The 14,536-nt window shown below is 63.0% G+C and carries 15 protein-coding genes and 1 pseudogene; 6 read left to right on the top strand and 10 right to left on the bottom strand.

Going from position 1 to position 14,536, the window contains the following annotated elements; translation table 11 throughout:
* Position 1 precedes the first annotated feature (1 nt).
* Entirely contained in the window at positions 2 to 739 is a 738-nt protein-coding gene (locus QRN52_RS00370) for a cache domain-containing protein (RefSeq protein WP_284750829.1), read from the top strand.
* Between the two features lie 93 nt (positions 740 to 832).
* Here the strand turns inward: QRN52_RS00370 and QRN52_RS00365 are convergent, their stop codons facing one another.
* The 3 genes and pseudogenes from QRN52_RS00365 to QRN52_RS00355 all read right to left on the bottom strand — a co-directional run bounded on the left by QRN52_RS00365 (position 833) and on the right by QRN52_RS00355 (position 3,802).
* The gene (locus QRN52_RS00365; protein ID WP_284750828.1) at positions 833 to 1,279 is read right to left on the bottom strand and encodes a hypothetical protein; all 447 of its coding nucleotides are present in this window, start codon (positions 1,277 to 1,279) and stop codon (positions 833 to 835) included.
* Between the two features lie 166 nt (positions 1,280 to 1,445).
* Positions 1,446 to 2,870, bottom strand: a pseudogene (locus QRN52_RS00360) (DNA polymerase III subunit alpha); the annotation flags it as partial.
* A 767-nt stretch (positions 2,871 to 3,637) separates the two neighbouring features.
* Positions 3,638 to 3,802 (bottom strand): helix-turn-helix domain-containing protein, encoded by a 165-nt coding sequence (locus QRN52_RS00355; RefSeq protein ID WP_502869670.1) that lies wholly within the window; start codon positions 3,800 to 3,802, stop codon positions 3,638 to 3,640.
* Positions 3,803 to 3,972: 170 nt separating this feature from the next.
* On the opposite strand from QRN52_RS00355, the gene QRN52_RS00350 reads away from it, so the two are divergent.
* The 5 genes from QRN52_RS00350 (at position 3,973) to QRN52_RS00330 (ending at position 6,493) form a co-directional block, all read left to right on the top strand.
* Positions 3,973 to 4,245, top strand: coding sequence for a hypothetical protein (locus QRN52_RS00350; RefSeq protein WP_284750826.1), 273 nt, complete (start codon positions 3,973 to 3,975; stop codon positions 4,243 to 4,245).
* Positions 4,246 to 4,411: 166 nt separating this feature from the next.
* Positions 4,412 to 4,669 carry a hypothetical protein gene (locus QRN52_RS00345; protein ID WP_284750825.1) on the top strand — a complete coding sequence of 86 codons (258 nt, stop codon included), beginning with the start codon at positions 4,412 to 4,414 and terminating at the stop codon, positions 4,667 to 4,669.
* 423 nt (positions 4,670 to 5,092) lie between these two features.
* Positions 5,093 to 5,533 carry a hypothetical protein gene (locus QRN52_RS00340; protein ID WP_284750824.1) on the top strand — a complete coding sequence of 147 codons (441 nt, stop codon included), beginning with the start codon at positions 5,093 to 5,095 and terminating at the stop codon, positions 5,531 to 5,533.
* 108 nt (positions 5,534 to 5,641) lie between these two features.
* Positions 5,642 to 6,118 carry a DUF4304 domain-containing protein gene (locus QRN52_RS00335; protein ID WP_284750823.1) on the top strand — a complete coding sequence of 159 codons (477 nt, stop codon included), beginning with the start codon at positions 5,642 to 5,644 and terminating at the stop codon, positions 6,116 to 6,118.
* A gap of 183 nt (positions 6,119 to 6,301) precedes the next feature.
* Positions 6,302 to 6,493, top strand: a complete 192-nt coding sequence (locus QRN52_RS00330) for an SOS response-associated peptidase family protein (RefSeq protein ID WP_284750822.1) — start codon at positions 6,302 to 6,304, stop codon at positions 6,491 to 6,493.
* 266 nt (positions 6,494 to 6,759) lie between these two features.
* Here the strand turns inward: QRN52_RS00330 and QRN52_RS00325 are convergent, their stop codons facing one another.
* The 7 genes from QRN52_RS00325 to QRN52_RS00295 form a co-directional block, all read right to left on the bottom strand.
* Positions 6,760 to 7,344 (bottom strand): hypothetical protein, encoded by a 585-nt coding sequence (locus QRN52_RS00325; protein WP_284750821.1) that lies wholly within the window; start codon positions 7,342 to 7,344, stop codon positions 6,760 to 6,762.
* A gap of 243 nt (positions 7,345 to 7,587) precedes the next feature.
* A complete protein-coding gene (locus QRN52_RS00320; RefSeq protein WP_284750820.1) occupies positions 7,588 to 8,862 on the bottom strand; it encodes a hypothetical protein in 1,275 nt (424 codons plus the stop codon).
* Complete coding sequence (locus QRN52_RS00315) at positions 8,846 to 9,436, bottom strand: RNA polymerase sigma factor (RefSeq protein WP_284750819.1); 591 nt, start codon at positions 9,434 to 9,436, stop codon at positions 8,846 to 8,848. Before QRN52_RS00315 ends, QRN52_RS00320 begins: the two co-directional genes overlap by 17 nt.
* 127 nt (positions 9,437 to 9,563) lie before the next feature.
* A complete protein-coding gene (locus QRN52_RS00310) occupies positions 9,564 to 9,914 on the bottom strand; it encodes a hypothetical protein (RefSeq protein WP_284750818.1) in 351 nt (116 codons plus the stop codon).
* Positions 9,911 to 11,860 (bottom strand): site-specific integrase, encoded by a 1,950-nt coding sequence (locus QRN52_RS00305; RefSeq protein ID WP_284750817.1) that lies wholly within the window; start codon positions 11,858 to 11,860, stop codon positions 9,911 to 9,913. The genes QRN52_RS00310 and QRN52_RS00305 overlap by 4 nt, the downstream gene beginning before the upstream one ends.
* On the bottom strand, positions 11,857 to 13,098 hold the full coding sequence (locus QRN52_RS00300) for a hypothetical protein (RefSeq protein WP_284750816.1): 1,242 nt from the start codon (positions 13,096 to 13,098) through the stop codon (positions 11,857 to 11,859). The genes QRN52_RS00305 and QRN52_RS00300 overlap by 4 nt, the downstream gene beginning before the upstream one ends.
* 491 nt (positions 13,099 to 13,589) lie before the next feature.
* Positions 13,590 to 14,486: a site-specific integrase gene (locus QRN52_RS00295; protein WP_284750815.1), complete on the bottom strand. Its 897-nt coding sequence runs from the start codon at positions 14,484 to 14,486 to the stop codon at positions 13,590 to 13,592.
* Positions 14,487 to 14,536 lie beyond the last annotated feature (50 nt).

The raw sequence follows: 14,536 nt of genomic DNA, 5'->3' as shown, positions 1-14,536 counted from the left end.
CATGGAGCCCCCGATGGAAGCCCTGGAGCGGACCGCCACCATCCTCTCCTCCAGCATCAACGGCCTGTTCACGGATCTGGAAAAGATTGCAGACGCTGTCACAGCGGTCGCCAATGCTGCGCCCGGGGCACCCGGACGCAGTGAATTCCTGTTCCTCAAAGAGGAGCTGGCTGACTTCATTAAACTGAACTCGGACCTCATCAACGGCGCCGGGATCGCCTACGCCACCGGCAGCATCCCCGAGACTCCGCATTGGCTGGAATGGTGGAGGGGCCAGCCCAAAGGCGGCCCCCGCTTCGTCACCCACGACCTCAACCCCGACTCGCTGAACTATTACGACTACACAACCCGTGAATGGTTCACACTCCCGGCCACCACCGGACAGTCGGTGGCTGTCGGCCCGTACGTCGACCTCGGCGGCATCAACATCAACATCATCACGCTATGCGTGCCTGCACCCACCCCCCAAGGTACCCACGTCCTCGGGTGCGACCTTACCCTCGCTAAGCTCGAGAGGGTCTTTCTGCGGGCGCTTCAACTTCGCGAACCGGCGGTCATCCTGCTGGGACCCAACGGCAGGGTCATCGCCTCCAACAATGCCCGCATCGCCACCGGCACCCTGCTCCTGGAAGAGGACGCACGACGAGTCACAGCATCACTTGATGTCTCCGCCGGCGATCCCAGCCGTCTTCCATGGAAGCTGATCAGCCTTCACGATAAAGCTCGAATTAGCACGTAGCCCGGGACTGTCAGGGAACCATATAACCGATGACTGGCTAACCCGCCGACCGTCCGAAGCTCCGACGCTCTATCTGTAAGTAGCTTCTTCCAGTCAATTGCCGGTTCGACTTGGTCCGGGGAGGACAACTGGGATCCCGAGGTTGGTTGGCCCCAGACCGGCCATCCGTTGTGCATCTGCGCGCTTGTCCTGGAGGAAACGCAGGGTGAGGTCGATGCCTTCGAGCTCACCGAGCCATCCTTTTGTTTCGGCCAGCACACGCCGGCTGATGAGGTCTTCGTTGATCTCGTCGAGGCGATCGATCATGCCAGGATCGACTTGGAGCATCGGGCAGCGGATGCAGGCGTGTTCGTGTTCACAGGGGGTGGCGTAGGGGCGCCCGCAGTTGCCGAGCTCGACTTTGCGTTTGTCGAAGTGCTCTTCGAATTCGGCCCATTCGGTGGTGGTCGGGGTCCGGTATTCTAGGGCGGCCCGGGCCGCCCTACGGCCGGCGAGGTGTGCCTGGTAGTGGCGGATGACGTCTTCCTGGAAGACGGTCACGTAGCCGTGCGTCGTCTGTGCGTCCAGGTGCCCAAGGAGAGCAGCGCCGATGTGGATCGGCAGGCCGTGGTTGACGAGGTCGGTGGCGAACAGGCGGCGGAAGTCGTGCGGGGTGAACCGGCATCTGGCCAGCTCGGGGTGCTCTACTGCCAGGGCATCGCTGAGTTTGGCGAGTTCGGCGCAGCAGGTCCAGCTGCCGGCTGCCCTCCACCCGTTCGGCCAGGTCCCGCAGCTCGGGTTTCTCCGCCATGGCCTCGCGGAAATGGGAGGCAGAGAAGCGCCAGAGGTTCTTGGCGATCCCGTCAATGTCGTCCGGGTCCATGCCCAGGACCATGCCGGCGTCCCTTGCCGCGCCGCGGGCCCGGTACCCGGACTGCATCGACATGAGGGTGACCCGTTCCGGGCCGAAGCGCCGGAAAATCTCGTGGTAAATGTCGTGCCGTCGGGCGGACTCGACGTCGATGTCCACGTCCGGCAGGGTCCGGCGCCGGGTGCTGAGGAACCGTTCGAAGAGCAGGTCGTGGCGGATCGGATCCACGAACGAGATTCCCAGGGCGTAGTTGACCAGGGACCCTGCCCCGGAGCCACGGGCCGCGGAGCGGATGCCCATGTCACGGATGAGCCGGGCGACCTCCGCCACAGTCAGGAAATAGGACGCGAACCCCAGATCGGCGATGGTGTCCATCTCCAAGCGCAGCCGGGACTCCACCACCTCCAAAGCAGCAGTGCCAGCGCCTGTGTAGAGCCGGTTGGTCCCGGCCCGGGCCCGTTCCCACAGCACACTGAGGGGGTCGCTGGTGATGCCGATGATGGAGGCTTCGGGCATGACCGGCACACCCCAGCCCGCATCGCTGACGGGGTCGATCCGGCACCGGTCCGCCAGCATTTGTGTCTCGGCGAGCAGGGCTTTCGCGGCTGCGGCGCCGGCCTGGCCGACGGCGGCGATCTCCAGGGCGAGGGCCTGCATCATGGGTCCGGGTTTGAGCCAGGCCTGGGCCGTGGGCTGGACCCCGGTCTCGTCCAGGCGGCGCAGCGCCCTGACGGCATCAAGGATGTCCGCGGTGATCGCCCCGTCCGGCAGAACGTAGCGGACCGCGTTGCTCAGCACCGCCTTCACCTGGGCCCTGCCGGCCAGACGAAGCATCCTGGTCGCGTGGGTGTGGCTGAAAGGCAGCCCGGGCGCGGACAGGTGGGAGACGACCTCAACCCGCAGTGCTTCCCTGGGCAGGACCGCCAGCCACTGTTCCATCAGAGCCATGCCGTCACCACGGGTCCCGACCTTGAGCCCGACGTTGGACAGCGGCCCAAGCAGCACGGTCCCCACAGGGCCGGCATCGGTGACGAGATGCGCGGTGATCTCCGATCTGGTCACCGCCACGGTTTTGCGGGCATGGGCGGCCGAGACCAGCCGGCACAAGGCCGCGTAGCCGGCGCCCTGATTGTGCCCGTGCGCAAGGACAACAACCCGCCCGCCCACGCTCCCGTCCTCGTCCAGGACGGCGAGCTCGACGCCGAGGATCGGATCGATCCCTGCCGCAACGCACGCACCGATGTGCTTGGGGATCCCATAGAGCCCGTCACGGTCAGTCACGGCAAGGGCGTCCGCAAGAAAATCCGGCCGCCGTCCGGGCTCTGGCTGCCGCGCTCAAGGACTACCGCGCGTCCGGAGCAGCACGGGAGAGGCCACGGTCGGCAGACCACTAGGCGGTGCAGGCCTTGCCCTCGGCGGTCCAGGATCAACGCCGCCGAGGCACCAATGACAGCGTAAAAGTTCACGATGTTGGAAGGCCTTGGGAACGGGTTATGCCCACTGGAGGTCAGGTGGAGCCCTCCGCGCAGCTCAAAGCTGTCCCCATTGGGTATAACCCGTGCCTGCCGGAGCCCCAGGCGATGGTTCGCAGCCGGTCAGGGTCCCGTCTCCACTCCCTGCGCGGTTCCACCGGCGACCAAGACGGCAGGCGTGGATGGCGACTCGCCCGGGAGGTGGCGGCACGCCGGGTCTTTTCTGTGGATGGCCTGGCGCCGGCTATCCACAGCGGCGGGCGGCAGGGCGCGAGAGGCTGTGGGCAACACGTGCACAAGCATTCCCGCCTGAACGGGGGGTGAGGGACAGACGCCCGAGATCCGGCGCTAAGGGCACAGTCCTCCTGAGCGTGTCATAAGGTGCCAGTCGCTCTACTTTTCGCTGGGTTGGCGTTGTTGATTCGGGCTTTTGGTGTTGGTAAAGGGGTGGCTCGGGACCAGCCGACGAGTTGGACGGCTTAAGGGGGCGCTGCAGAAAACGGATTTTATTGTGTCGTAAGGAAGAGGACTTCGGTGATTCTGCTGCACGTTGGGGTCCATTTTCCGCGGCAAGGGCTAAACGTTGGCGTGTTTGAGTATTCGTGGGGCTTGAGGGCGGAGCTCGCCGGCGAGTGAGACATACCGGTAGAGGGTCTGCCGGGAGACGCCGAGTTCTTTGGCGAGTTTCGCGATATGGGTCTCGGGCTGGCCCATGGCGGGACGGATCTTCGCTGGCGTCATCGTGAAGGGAGACCGGATTGTGTGTCTGGTTTCGTCATAAAGCGATAGTGTTCTACGCCTATTGCGGTTTTGTGTAGGCAGCATGTAGCTTTCTCTCAGCATTCCGTGCTTTGGGGGAACGGTCTATCTTTTGGGGATCCCACGCACTTCCTTCTCGTGAAAGTGGTCCCGTGGGGTCTCGTCCTTCATTGCTGTTGCGCACTGTTTGTGGTTTGTCGGTCATTGCCGGGCTTCTGACGGCGCCTGGCGCGGCGTGGGCCGGGCCACCGCCCGCTGGCCTCGGCACTGGAATCACGGGCCTGCTCACGGAAGGCGCGGCCAGGACGCAAGCGGCCCAGAGCTGGACCGACGTGGTGGTTGATTCCCTGAGCACCCCGACCGAGCAGACCGTGGCACACCCCGACGGGACGTTCACGCGGACGGTGAAATATGGCGAAAAGTAGTACGCGACCAGGATGGTGGCGCACTGGCAAGCTATGGTGCAGGTTTGTCTGCCTGGGCGCCGTTTCGGGCACGGTCGGAGCCTTAGCACTCCATCTCAGTTACACCTTGCCTCGTTTCAATCCCGTATTTCTTCTCTGGGGCCTGTTCAACCTCTTCGTTTTTGAAATGCCTGCTCTGGTGATCCTTGGGGTTGTAGTTGCCGGCGCAGTGATCGTTGCCAGGTTGGCAGTGGCCGAGGAAGCGACCCGCAAGACGCGCGCAACTGTCACGGGTGTCGTGGCCCTGGTCACTTCGGGCGGAATGGCCTTTGCCCTCTCCAACCTTGTTCAGACAGGGAATCCCTGGGCAGTCGCGGGCATCACAGGAGCCTTTGTAGGCAGCACATTCGCCATGGTCACCTACCGGCACACTTCCGAGGCCTGACAAATACGCCCGAACAAGCCGCTACCGAAGGCCGACCGAAGTGCGCATCCTCCTTCAGCGAGTCGCGACGAGGGGCACCAGACGAGGCCGGTACCCACAAGTGGGCTTAAAGGGGGTTGAGGGGCAGACGCCCGAGATCCGGCGCTAAGGAGTTACCGCAGATAGCAGCCCTTTATCTGCGGTAAGTTGGAGACGACGTGGCCCGATGAGCCTTTCGGGCCGCGTCGACTCCGGAATTAATCTGCGGTAGGACGGGAGGCTGGTCGGTGGGGACGCTTCCCAAACTATCCGGAATCCCGGCGGGGAGTACCTCCAGCGGGCGGATTTCCTCGTGGTGATTCAGGCCGCCAAAGAGGAAGCCGAAAGACTGTCCCAACCAGCCGATGCGACAAGCGGCAAGGCTCCGACAGGCGGTGCTGAATAATGGCGAAAAGTGGCACTCGACCGGGGTGGTGGCGCACCGGAAACGTGTCGGCCAGGCTGGTCTGCCTCGGTGCCGTCTTGGGTGCCGTCGGAGCTGTGGTATTCCATGCCAGTTCCACCGTGGGTCACTTGAATGCTGTCGTTCTCCTCTGGGGTTTGATCAACCTCCTAGTTTTTGAAATCCCACTCATGGCGATCCTTGGGCTGATTGTTGCCGGCGTTGTGATCAGCGCCAGGTTTCTCGTGACCGAGGCAGCGACCCGCAAGACTCGGGCGGTCGTCACTGGCATCTCTGCCCTGATGAGTTCGGGCATATTGGCCTATGCGTTCTGCAGCCTCTTTCCTCCGTTGATGAGTCCTGAGGCAATCGCGGCGGTCACCGGAGTCCTGGTGGGCGGCACATTCGCCGCGGTCTCCTACCGGCACACGTCTCAAATCTGATCTTGGACCGCGCAACGCGTGGGTAATCGACACGTCACGGCGTATCTGGCTAGGCTCAGCGAGCTTCCTCGGGCGGGTCGTGGACTGAAGCGCGGTAGCCTACAGCCCATGAGCATGCGCAACATCATCCAGACGACCTTTGACGAGTTCGGCAAATCTCTGGGCGGATCGAAGAAGTCCGGCTCTTGGTATGTCACGGGACCAGATGCAATCGCGGTCCTGAACCTGCAGAAGTCCCAATATGGTCCTAGCTACTACGTCAACGTCGGGCTCTGGTTCCTAGGTGTCGGCCCGGTAATAAGCCCAAAGCCGACCCAGTGTCACGTTCAAAGCCGGCTTGAAGTGTTGTTACCGGAAACTCAGCGTCGGCATCTTGAGGACCTGCTAGATCTCGACCACGTAGTGAATGACGGAGATCGCCGCAGCGCATTGCTAGGAGTTCTCACAAACCAGCTTCAGCCGTTGCTTGAGGCAGGTATGTCCGTCAAAGGCCTCGCAACGGAGAAGGGACAGCATGTGCTTATGAAGTCATTGATCGACGGCGATGGGCAACGATTCCTCGCGACGCGCGCCCCCGGTTCCTGAGCGCCGGGTTTCCAGCCCGGTGCTCATGGCGCTGCCGGGTATGCCGACGATTCCTACCCGACCGCAGATTCCTCCAGCTGGCAGCCACGCCTAGCCATCCCTACGCAAGATATTTTGGGAGCCCGCATTGCTTAAAGACGCGTCCTGAACGATGCGACCGGGCCAAATGCCATTTCCCGCCGAATGACTACGGATAATCCGGCCGCCGGCTACGCGGAGTGGAAGAAGTCCGGGCCAAAGAGGACGGACCCTAAGCAGCGCTACGAGATCGCGCCGGAGGACGGCGCCACCATCGCGTTCGCCGGCCTGTATGCGCCCTGGCGCAACACTGCCGTGGAGGACGAGTCGCACCCGGACGCCTGGCTGCTTATGTAGCTATCTCAAGACTGTTAGGTGTGGCCTCAGCTTATGGGGGTAGGACCCAAGTACGCCTGAAACCTGCCACGCTCCCTAACGGATCCCAGAGTTTTTCGCGCCAAGTTCTCGGCCACCCACGGAAAAACGCGGCGTGTACCGTATCCCGGGCCCGCCGTCAGGCAACCAGCCGTGTCCGGCCCGGCAATATGAGCAAAGACAGAACCAGGGCCCCTGCCACCGGCAGGACCGTGGAGCGTATTTGATTTCGGTCTCGCATGGGGAAGCTAGGAGTCTTTCACCGCCGCGACGAAGTCAGCCGGCGAACCGGTGAACTTGACGCCGTCGGGAGCTAAGGGAGTGACCTTGCCGTTAACAACCTCAAAACGGCCGGTGGGGCCGCCGGCCACGTAGAACAGGCCAGGTTCGGGTTGTTTCAGGAACAAGACAGCGTTCTCGGAGATCTTGAACAGCGGGTCGTCGGCGGTTTGATGGAGAACGCCTTCCACGGTGCCGCCTGTCTGGCGCACGGTCAGCTTGGCCCCGGAACTCACAAGGTGTCCCGGGTCGTTGAGCACCGTCTCGACTGTGAACTCGAAATCGGTGACAGGTATGGTTTTGATGCTGGATTGCGCTATTACGCGTGTGAAGCTGCCCTGCACGGCGATCGCGCTGTGGGCTTTCAAGTCGGCCAGGTTGTTATAGCCATCCGCCCAGCTCGCATCCATGCTCACCGTCGGGGCCGGAGTGCCTGAGGCACCTGCGGTGCCTGGGGAGCTGGAGCACCCGGAAAGGCTGGTCACGGCGGCAACAGCAATCATCGCCGAAGCCGCACCGTAAACCAGCTGCTTCCTAATGGAATGGGTCTTCATGATTTCATGATCCTCTCTGATCGATGGCCCGACGTGTAGCAGTAATTCAGGTATGCGTTGGCATCGCTGGGGGCTTGTGAAAGCGGAGATTATTTAGCGGTTCACGTGTGTGACTTTTAGTTCGGAATGGCGGTTTTTTCACAGCGGTTTGGCGGGTTTAGTTGATTCCGATAGCGAGGGTGGAGCGTGTGCGTGTTGAGCTAACCCTGCCCGGCCTCCAGCAGCTTTTGGGACTTGGGCTGTTTATGGTGCTGGGGTCCAGTGGGCTCCGCCGTCGGCGGTGGTGTACCGGGTGGTGAGCGTGGTGCAGCCGGCCTTCCCGGCAGCGCACGTGGTCTTGGTGGCGCTGGCGATGCCTCTGGCGGCGTCTCGGAACTGGATTCCGAGCGAGTTCACCACGGAGGGGATGCCCGCCATCGCGAGCGGCTGGAACTGGCCGTCGGCTGTGACCTTGAGCAACTGTCCGGCGCCGGTCACGATGGCGGCGTCGCTGCCGTAGGTGCTGGCGAGGCCGTTGAGGGACCCGGGAGCGATGTTCGACAGGTCCGCCGAGGCGCCCTTGGCGAACGTGGCACCGTTCCCCGTCACGTAGACGGTCGCCGTGCTGGCTGCTCCGTTCGGTGCAAGTGCGACGGCTGCCACCCCGCTGCCCAGCTGCAGCAGCGAAATCGACGGAGCGCCCTGATACCCCGGTGGCGGCATCGATCCTTGGACACTCGGGCTGATGTCTGTGAAGGATTGGCCGTTGTCTGTGCTTGACCAGAGGTGGGTGTCCATCGCTCCGCCGCTCACGAGCAGGGTCGATCCAGCCCAGGCGGCGTGCGATGTCGGGCCGGGCAGGGAGACCCGCTGGAGGGCGCCGTCGGACGCCGAGACATAGGCGGCCGTGTAGGTCGACACCGTCGCCCCTCCCTCGTGTGGCGGGCCGACGATCCAGTGCTTGCCGTCACCGGACAGAGACACGTCGACGTACGGCACCGGGGTCGGCAGGGCCACCTGGTTTCTCGTCCATGTGGCGCCCGAATCAGAGCTGTTGGCCACCACCAGGGTGCTGCCCTGCACCCCCACCTCAACGATGACGGATCCTGCCTGGGCTATCGAGCGCCCCGTGCTCGGCACCACCGGAAACACGACATCCTGCCACAGCGACGCCACACCAACCGGGGTTGTCGATCCGATCAGCATGATCGGTTCGCCCGGGAGACCGGGAGGGCTCGCCGGCGGCAACGAGCCAGTGCCCGAAGAAGACTGTGAGGAGGAGGTCGAGCTGCTGGGCGCGGGAGCCGACAGGGGCGGTCCGCCGACGCCTGCCCACGGCTGCGTGATCAGGAACGCCGCGGCGATGGCAGCGGCCGCCGCAGCAGCAGCCACGGCCGTGAAGCGCCACTTCGCGTGGGGCCGCCCGTGTGCTGTTTTCTCCTCGCCTGTGTGCATGCCTTCTTTGATTCGCGCCCATGCACGGCGCTCGGCGTCTTCGGGCATGCGCCGCGTGGCGGGTACTTCATCGAAGATATTCATCGTCTATTCCCCCTCGGGCTTCTGCCGGTCGGTTGATCTCCTGAAGGCGGGCCCGGGCGCGGGACAGCCGTGAGCGCACTGTGCCTATCGGCACATGCAGGGCGGCCGCGGCCGCCTTGTAGTCAAGCTCGGCGAACACGCACGCGGCCAGGACTTCTTGCTCACCTCGGGACAGGCGTCCTATGGCAGCCAGCACGGCGGCCATCTGCCGTTCGGAATCGATGTGCTCCGCGACGGCGTCGGCGGGGTCGCGGATCTCGTCGAGCGGCGCCGCGCGCCGCTCGATAGCTAAACGTCGCGCAGCGGACCGCATCCGGCTGCGCACCAGATTCGATGCGGTTCCGATCAGCCATGGCAGCGCTGACTCCCGATCCAGAGCCAGATGTCGTCGGCCCCGCCAGACCTCCAAGAACACGCCTGACGTGAGGTCCTCCGCGGCGTCCCACGAGGCCGTGCGTCGGAAACAGTAGTTGTAGACCGCGTCGCGATGCCGAACGAACAGGTCGCGGAAGGCGTCTGTATCTCCTGCCACGCTGCGGTCCCACAACACCTGGTCTGAGACGGACGAACTCATGGTCTCCATACCCATTCATGTCTCCGCGAGCACAAAAGTTCCCGCAGTGCCTTGTCTATGCCAGAAGTCCACACAGGCCCCTGCCCGGGGCAGGTTTCAGGCGTATTTGGGTCCCACCCCTTATGGGTCACACCACTCTGAGGTGGTTGGGTCGGACGGCAGCGATGGCTGCGAGAGTTGCTTGTGCTGCGAGTCTCTCGTTGAGGACTTTGAGGTCCCCGTTCTCTTTCGTGAGGGCTGCTACGCGGTTGCTCTGATCGATGGCCTGCTCCCCCGCCCTGGCATCCTGGCAGAGACTGATGAGTTCTTTGATGTCGAGGTGCTTGTGGGTTAGCGCAGTTCGGGCAAGCCGGGCTTCTTCGGCCACCGCCTTGACAGAGAGCCGTCCTGAACTATTTTCCGGTTGCCCTTTCAGGATGCGAATTAGCGCCGCGATGAGTTTGTCGCGTTCTTCGGAATCGTCGCCGCGTCGAGTCATTTGCTGAATCCGTTCTGTTCGTGCCGCAGTACTTCACGATCTAACTGGTCTGCTATTTGTTTGTTGCGGTCCGCTAATGGGAGTGGCAGCGACTCGATTTCTGCGATGAGTCGGTCGCGTTGGCGTGCCTTGTCCTCGGCGTGGCTGTCGAGGAGGGCTATGTTTGGGCACCCTCGCTGGCAGTTTGTCAGGTCGGGCGTCGTTCGGGCGGTGGATGTATCCCGGTCGGGGTGACAAAGAGCTGTTGCGGCGACGTAGGCGCAGACATTGTGGGCGTCCGGGTTGTCGTGAACGAGGGCAAGTCCGGATCGTTGGAGCCGGCGAAGGGTGGCTTCGGTCTGGACTTGACCGGCGTACTGGCTGGCAAAGTCGTTGAGGGCATCTCGGAATCGGCCGGCGGCTGGACCGCTGACTCTTGAACCGGATTGGAGTTCGTCCGTGAGGGCTGCGAGGTCGTCCCACCGTGCGAGCAGGGCGTCCAGTTCCACTCGGTCAGGGAAGCCGCTTTCGGCGCGTCCGGCGTAGCCAAGTGTTATGACGCTTTTGACGTGGCCGTATTGAATGCCAAGGGCGATTTCTCCGCCTGGGCTGTTCGCGATGTGGTAGGCGAGGGTGCGCCGGAACCGGGCTGCTGCCACGCGGGACTTGCTGGTTCCGAAGACAGATCTTTCGCCATCGGTTGGCACGACTTTCCGCCCGTCACGTTCAGCGTGGGAATTCCAGAGGTTCACGAAGTCTCCGAGGCGCTCTCCCACGTCTTTGCCCGTTACTACCTCCCCGTGCCGGCCGCGCATTCCGTTGGGTGACATGTCCTTGTAGAGGGTTGCGAACAGGTACGGACTATCCGGACGGGCGAGGCGTTTGAGAGCTTCGACGGCCCGGGCGGCGGGCTCGATGGTGACCCACGGCTGCATCCGAACTACCCCCTCGCTTATTTGATCACCGTGTTCGTCGCGTTGTCCTTTGAAGGCCCGTCCACGGATTGTGTATTCGTAGGCCCGGCTGTCGTTTGGTCCGGCCGGGGTGCGGGTCAGGCAGTCGCGCTCGAGGTGGAGGACTTCTTGTGGTCGCATTCCTGTGAAATAGGCGATGACGATGAAAGCGGCGGACCGCACGTCTCCTTTGTCGAAGCGTCTTACCCAGGCGGTTGCTTGCTTCCATCGGTGGAGTTGCTCGGCGGTGATGGCTGCCCTTTGGAACGGTTCTCCTTGATCGCGGAGCCATTGTCGCGCTTCGGCCTTAATGCCGCGGCTGCCGATGGCCAGGGTGCCGTCGAGGTAACCGTCGATGACGCCGAGTGCGGCAACGATGAGCGCGCTGATGGTGTCGGGGTGGAATGGTTCTGTTCGGTTCTCGTATTGAAACGGCGCGGGACCTAGCCAGCGGGTGAGCTTTGTCGCCGAGAACCGGGGCGGCATCCGGAACGCGTATGGAGAGGGCAGGTCCACGTTGTGTGCCCACACGCGGGAGAAGTAAAGCAGCTGGCTGACCTTGTACCCATAGGTGGCCTCCGTTGAGGCAATGTGTTCCGCGTAGTTGTTCCAGTCATTCTCGGTTAGCGCTGCGATGCTCGCGATGTTGTTTTTGCCGATCCAGGTTTGCAGCCGCTGCACCGCGTAGTACATGGCCGCGACTGACCCTGGCGCCGGAAACCGGGTTTTCATTTGGGCCGTTCGTCGCTGCGGCTCGGTGTTCAGGACGTTGTAAAAGTAGACCTTGACCGGGTCCGGACCTTCCGCGTTCGTGCGGGCGAAGGTCAAGTTAAGCGAGCCCTGGTGTTCGGCGAAGCAGAGGTTTCGAAGGGGCCAAACGTTGTCTGCGAATACCGGCGTGGCCGTTCCCTCCGGGGTTCGGTGGCGGCGGTTCGCGAACAGCGGACTGTCGGGTAGCGGAACAACCGGCGTCTGGTTGTCGACGACCGTTTCGGGAACGGCGGGGGCGGTCATGCGTCCCAGATCCTGTTCATCAGGCGTGCAGCGCGCTCACGGTCGAGGTCCGTGATCGAGTGTCGTGCAGTCCCGATGTCTGCCGCCGAAAAGTGCCTGTCGGGCTGCAGGAGCGATCCCACACGGCTGTGATGCATGGCGAATCTGTCACTCCAGACCCCTGGTTGAACGACGGTGCGGAGGTGTTCAAGGTGGTCGTGGAGGGCCGTGATGCGCGGGAGGTGGCGTTTGAGGACGACGGCGTTCTTGCAGGTGAAGCACGTCAGGAATGATGCGCGGCACGGTTCGTTAGTGTCAGGGTGGTGGTTGTGGTCAAGACAGGCCGCGACCACGGTGTCACGTGCCCCTGAATTGACCTCATCCAAAGCGTTCCGATGCCTTTCCGGCAGGTCGCCCAGGGTTGCGCTGGCTGCTGCTAGGACCCGGGCCTGAATATCTTTGTAGTGGCCCTCTAAGGCGGAGGCGACAACAGGCTGGATTGCTTTCCGGACCGTCGGGTCTTTCAGGTTGTAGTCGAGGTTCGTCGACAGGGAATGCCCTTGTGGGTGCACCCTGGTGGTGAAGAACGACCTGAGCGCACGCGGGGTCGCGAAGTCCAACTCCGGGTGCTCGTCACGCCATTTCGAGAGATAGTTCATCACTGTCCGCGGGCCCGCGTCACCGAGAACCATGAAAGGTGGCTCGCCAAGACCCATGAACCCTTTCGCCAGACTGACCAGCAGCGCATTCGTTTCGCGGCCGGTATCGCTCATCGTTTGTCTGACACCTTCGGTCAGGCCCAATACGGTCTGGAGCAGCCGGGCCTTGGACCTCGGTCCGTTGTCCGAGTAGGTTTCGGTCCAGTCACTTTCAGGGCCCCGGCGTGGTTTGTGTAGCCGGACTCGCAGATGGACAGGTTCACTGCCGTCGCGTGCGTCGACACGGCTGATCTCGTCGGTTGTGAGGGATGTTGCCACGCTGAGGTTCCAGCCGCATGTGATGATGAGTCCGAGCAAAGCGGCGGCGATTTCGCTGGTGGTTGGGTAGAGGTCAGCCCACAGCGGGAACATAGTCCGTGCCCGGGGGTTCCCTGTGGGGTAAAGGCGTCGCGCCACCGAGATCGGCACAATCCGTTTGGTTGGATCCGATGGGAACCGCCGCGCTATGTCGCCGGTGCTCGAAACTTCATCCAGGAATTGCGCATAGGTGAAGTCCGGATGCGCCTCGTCGATCTCTCCCCGCCGTAAGGCCTCAACCACTGCCCAGCCCCTCCTGACCCGAGCGAGTGCGTCACGCACAGTGTCGAAACAGGTCTCCCGGAGTGACTCCACTTGGCCGTCCGTAAGCGCGATGCCGGGCCCGGTCCGATTCCTGCTGGTGGACAGACTTTCGATCGCCCTGATCGTGTCAGGACTCACTCCGGCAACATTCGCGAGGATTGCCCGCAGGGCCATATGCCGTTTCCGTCGAACGCTTGGCGACCAAGATAGCAGCCTCTTGCGATAAATCAGTCCCGTGAGGTCGCCGGACGCTTTCACATCCAGGCCGCGGAAGAATGACCGCAGTGCAGTCAGGGCGAACCTGACCGTTTCCTCCGATCCCCAGGAACCTGAAGGACCGACTAACTCCGCCGTTCGCGATAAGAGTGCCCCACGAAAGGAAGCGCCCGTCTCCACCTTCCCGAAGTCCAAATTGAATGGCGGCCCGTTCGGCGGTGTCACTCGAAGCACTTCACCAACCACTTCGCACCTCATGCGTCCACCACCCGATCATCCATTTCAGCAACTTCGGACAAGGTGTCATCCAACGCCAACGGCGCATCTGACGCGGCACGCAGGAACCAGTCCCACTCCAACGCCAACACTGGGGCCAGATAAAAGCTCCGGGTTGTTTCCATGCTGCGGTGCCCCAGTAGATTCTGAACGCGCAGCCAGATGTTCTGTTGCCGGACCATTGAGTCGAAAGCTCCTGGCGTCATCGTTCCGCGCCGATGCATCTCAATTTGGGCTGCCAACGCGAACACATAGAGAGCGAAAGAGTGGCGAAGCATGTGCGGGTGCACCTGAATCGATGTGTCATCCAAAGCCGCAGGCACTAATCCGGAGGCCGGCCTGAATCCGACCGTCCGGGCGGATGCGTCCTTGAACACCTGGTTCCAGCTGGCGGCAGCAAGCGGAGCACCACCATGCGCCAACCAGGTGACCAATGGACGGCGCTGGCCGTCGGCATCGAGCGCATACAGGTGCCGTCGTTGGGCCATGGTCAGGGAATCCAAGCGCACCCAGCCGTTCAAGCCTGCCGATTCGATAAGCACCTTGTCCGGGACGCCACCGGCCCGCGACATGCCCTTCACGATCAGCCCCGCCTTGTCGGATTCGTACAGACCCGATGCCTGCCCGAACCGGACCTCCACTTCACGCGCGCCGGTCACATACGCCTCGATCGATTCCCGGGTCGGACGGTCCAGATACATCACCCGTCCGCGCTGCGGACGGCCTTTCGACAGCCCTGCCGGGACCCTGCCCCGAACGAGCCTCGAACTGAACTCGCTGTTGGGAACCTCGAACGTCAGCAGTCCTGCGCCCTCGGTCCGACGCATGCCGGTGTGATACAGCAAATCTGCGAATGCCGCGTTCCTATCACGCATGGCCAATGTTTCGGCACGGGCCGCCCCCATCCCGAGCAAGCCCTCGGAAC

The organism is Arthrobacter sp. efr-133-R2A-120 (assembly GCF_030209835.1).
In the GTDB taxonomy this organism is placed as follows: domain Bacteria; phylum Actinomycetota; class Actinomycetes; order Actinomycetales; family Micrococcaceae; genus Arthrobacter.
Note: the sequence above shows the minus strand (reverse complement) of the source record. Positions and strands in the feature narration are given on the sequence as shown.